This window comes from Armatimonas sp., from assembly GCF_031410135.1.
In the GTDB taxonomy this organism is placed as follows: Bacteria; Armatimonadota; Armatimonadia; order Armatimonadales; family Armatimonadaceae; genus Armatimonas.
Window position 1 is genome coordinate 1 of record NZ_JANNYP010000663.1, and the last position, 2,491, is coordinate 2,491.

Genomic DNA, 2,491 nt, shown 5'->3' on the forward strand with positions numbered 1-2,491 from the left:
TTCTGGATGACACGGTCGAGTGCTACGGCGAAGGACGTATTGAGGGCGCGAAGTTTTGGGAGATTTCGCGTGCGCAGGCCGATACCGAAATGAACAAGCGCGAAAAAGGCGGCACGATTGAGGTGCAGGCGTTCAACGGAAAGCCACGCACCATTGACTATTACTACGACACCAAAGAGAAGCTCAAGCTGGATCTCTGGCTCCGCGACAGTGATGGCTCCAGCAAAGATGACTTACTGGGCGAGTGGAACCTAGAGATTGATCCGAAAGAGTGGGCCAGTCGTGGTGAGGTTGTCTTGGTAGGCCCGACCGAGCGTGATGGACGCCCTGTGCTTCTCAAGCTCCCCGGCCTCCCCATACCAGGACTGCCCAATGGCGTGCCGGTCAGATCGCCCGCAGAGCTTCATATCGTTCTTGTTCGGAAAGGCTTTTTATAAGATGAAAACACTTCTTTTTTGCACACTCGCACTGGGAGCACTTGCTCCCACCCACGCCCAGCTAAAAGCCAGCAACGAGCGCACGCTTTTAATCAACGAGACCCTGGCCTCGGAGCGACTTCAGCGGGTCGGGGACTCCGTGCTGGTGCCAATTGCCGATGTTGCAAAAGCGCTGGGGCTCGCTGTGGTGAAGACCAAGACGGGCTATGCGCTGGTTAAAGAGGGGGGAGCCAACCAGGTTGAGGGCATCATGGGCAAGCTGGGTGAGACGGTCTTTGATGGCAAGTGGCGCTTCACGGCGCTGGAGCTGCGCGACATAGACTCGTACACGCTCCAGACCCGCACCGCAACCGACTACGGCCTGATCAATCCGATTGCGGAGATCAAGGGGACGACCTACGAACCCAAGAAAGGCTACCGCTTCTTTCTTGTGCGCTGTGAGGTCAAGAACGGCCAGAAGAGTGCCCAGCAGCTCTGGTGGTTCCAGAACGACACCCACACCGCCCTTACCGACGCGAGCGGCGAGTCGTTTCCTCCGATCCTCACCGATATTGCCTCGGAGTCGTTCCAGAGCAAGCCGATTCTGCCAGGCGCAAAGCTGGAGTTCAATCTGGTGTTCTGCGTGCCGATAAACACGAATCCGCAAGACCTCGTCTTCACCCTCCGCACAATCTCGGACAAAGGCAGCGATGTGCGAATTGTGCTTGGCACGACGAAACTTGCGCCTCGTAAGCCTTTGTTGAAGAAGCTCTGAGGAAAAGAGGAAAAAACAATGAGACAAAAAGAGAGTCTTCCCCACCTAGGGGGCCGCATCCGTGTGGTTCCCAAAGACAATCGCCTCTTAGCCAACCTGCGGCGCTACGAGCGTAGCTATCAGGGCAAGCCGGAGCGCGTGCTGACAGTCTTTGCGGAGCTGATCGAGGCCAGTGGGCTGGAGCGGGCGCTCAATGTTCTGCCCTACACGATCTTTGCACCGCACAACGCCGCCTTTGCCCGCTTCAAGCGCCCCGCCACGCAAGAGGCACTGAAGCAGTTCATCTGGGATCATGTGGTGGAGAAGCGGCTGACCATTGGCGGTGGGACATCCCGCGAGCGCAATCAGTTCCCCCGTGAGGGCGAGTTTCGCAACATGGGGGGCCATCTCCTCAAGATGAACCAGGGCCAAGACGGCACGTTTTTCCTGACCGGAGGCGGCCCCGGCCCCGTTCGGATTCTGGAGACTGACATTGCCTTTGAGACCGGCATCATTCACTTCATCGAGCGCTTCACACCCGTCTCGACCCCGACACGGATTGACTGAGAACAAAAATGACACTCTGGACTCCAACCCGCCGCGAGCTGCTTCTCACAGGGGGAATTAGCCTACTTGCAGGCTGTGGCGGTGGTGGCTCTGTCACGCCCGGCGCAACACCCACACCGAATCCGACTCCCACGCCAGGACCAAACCCCACACCCACGCCTTCACCGACCCCGACTCCCTCGGGCCGCCATGAGCGCTTTGGGTACATTGATTTTCTCTCCGGTCCCTTGGGTCAGCTTGTCAGTGTGCGTACCGATGGCACGGATAGTCGCTACGTGCCGATTCCCAGCCATACCTTGCCTCTCGCCTATGCGGCCTGGTCTCGGGATGGGCGACGCATTGCCTACAGCTTGTTCAAAACGGAAAACAATAAAAATATCTATCCCATGTACGTGATGAACGCGGACGGCAGTGAGCACCGGGGACTTGGTTTTGGTGGGGAGCTAGCCTGGAGTCCCGATGGGAACCGGCTTGGCTTTAGCCTGCCCACGTACCCATCGGAGGGCGTCGCCTTGACGAACTATGGTGCCATTGATGTCCGAACCGATACCTATGTGCTTGAGGGAGGGGGGACTTTGATTCACCCCATCACGGTTGGGACAAAGCGCAAGTACATGGAGCTTGCACGTCCGGTTTGGAACACGGATGAACAACTTGCCTTTAGTAGTCGTCCAAAATCTACTTCCGTATCTTGACATTGCAAACCTTACCTTGGCGTTGGCGTCAAGCGAGGCTTGAATGTGTAGTTCCAGCG

4 protein-coding genes are annotated in these 2,491 nt (G+C 57.5%); all 4 read left to right on the forward strand.

Features of this window, described 5'->3' with window-relative positions:
- Nucleotides 1–437, forward strand: a 437-nt coding sequence (locus tag RMO15_RS24230; protein ID WP_309718605.1) for a hypothetical protein, incomplete at its 5' end; no start/stop codon positions are given.
- Nucleotide 438: 1 nt separating this feature from the next.
- Nucleotides 439–1,191 (forward strand): DUF4352 domain-containing protein, encoded by a 753-nt coding sequence (locus RMO15_RS24235; protein WP_309718609.1) that lies wholly within the window; start codon nt 439–441, stop codon nt 1,189–1,191.
- Nucleotides 1,192–1,209: 18 nt separating this feature from the next.
- Nucleotides 1,210–1,737 carry a fasciclin domain-containing protein gene (locus RMO15_RS24240; protein WP_309718612.1) on the forward strand — a complete coding sequence of 176 codons (528 nt, stop codon included), beginning with the start codon at nt 1,210–1,212 and terminating at the stop codon, nt 1,735–1,737.
- A gap of 8 nt (nt 1,738–1,745) precedes the next feature.
- A complete protein-coding gene (locus tag RMO15_RS24245) occupies nt 1,746–2,432 on the forward strand; it encodes a hypothetical protein (RefSeq protein ID WP_309718615.1) in 687 nt (228 codons plus the stop codon).
- The last annotated feature ends 59 nt before the right edge of the window (nt 2,433–2,491 follow it).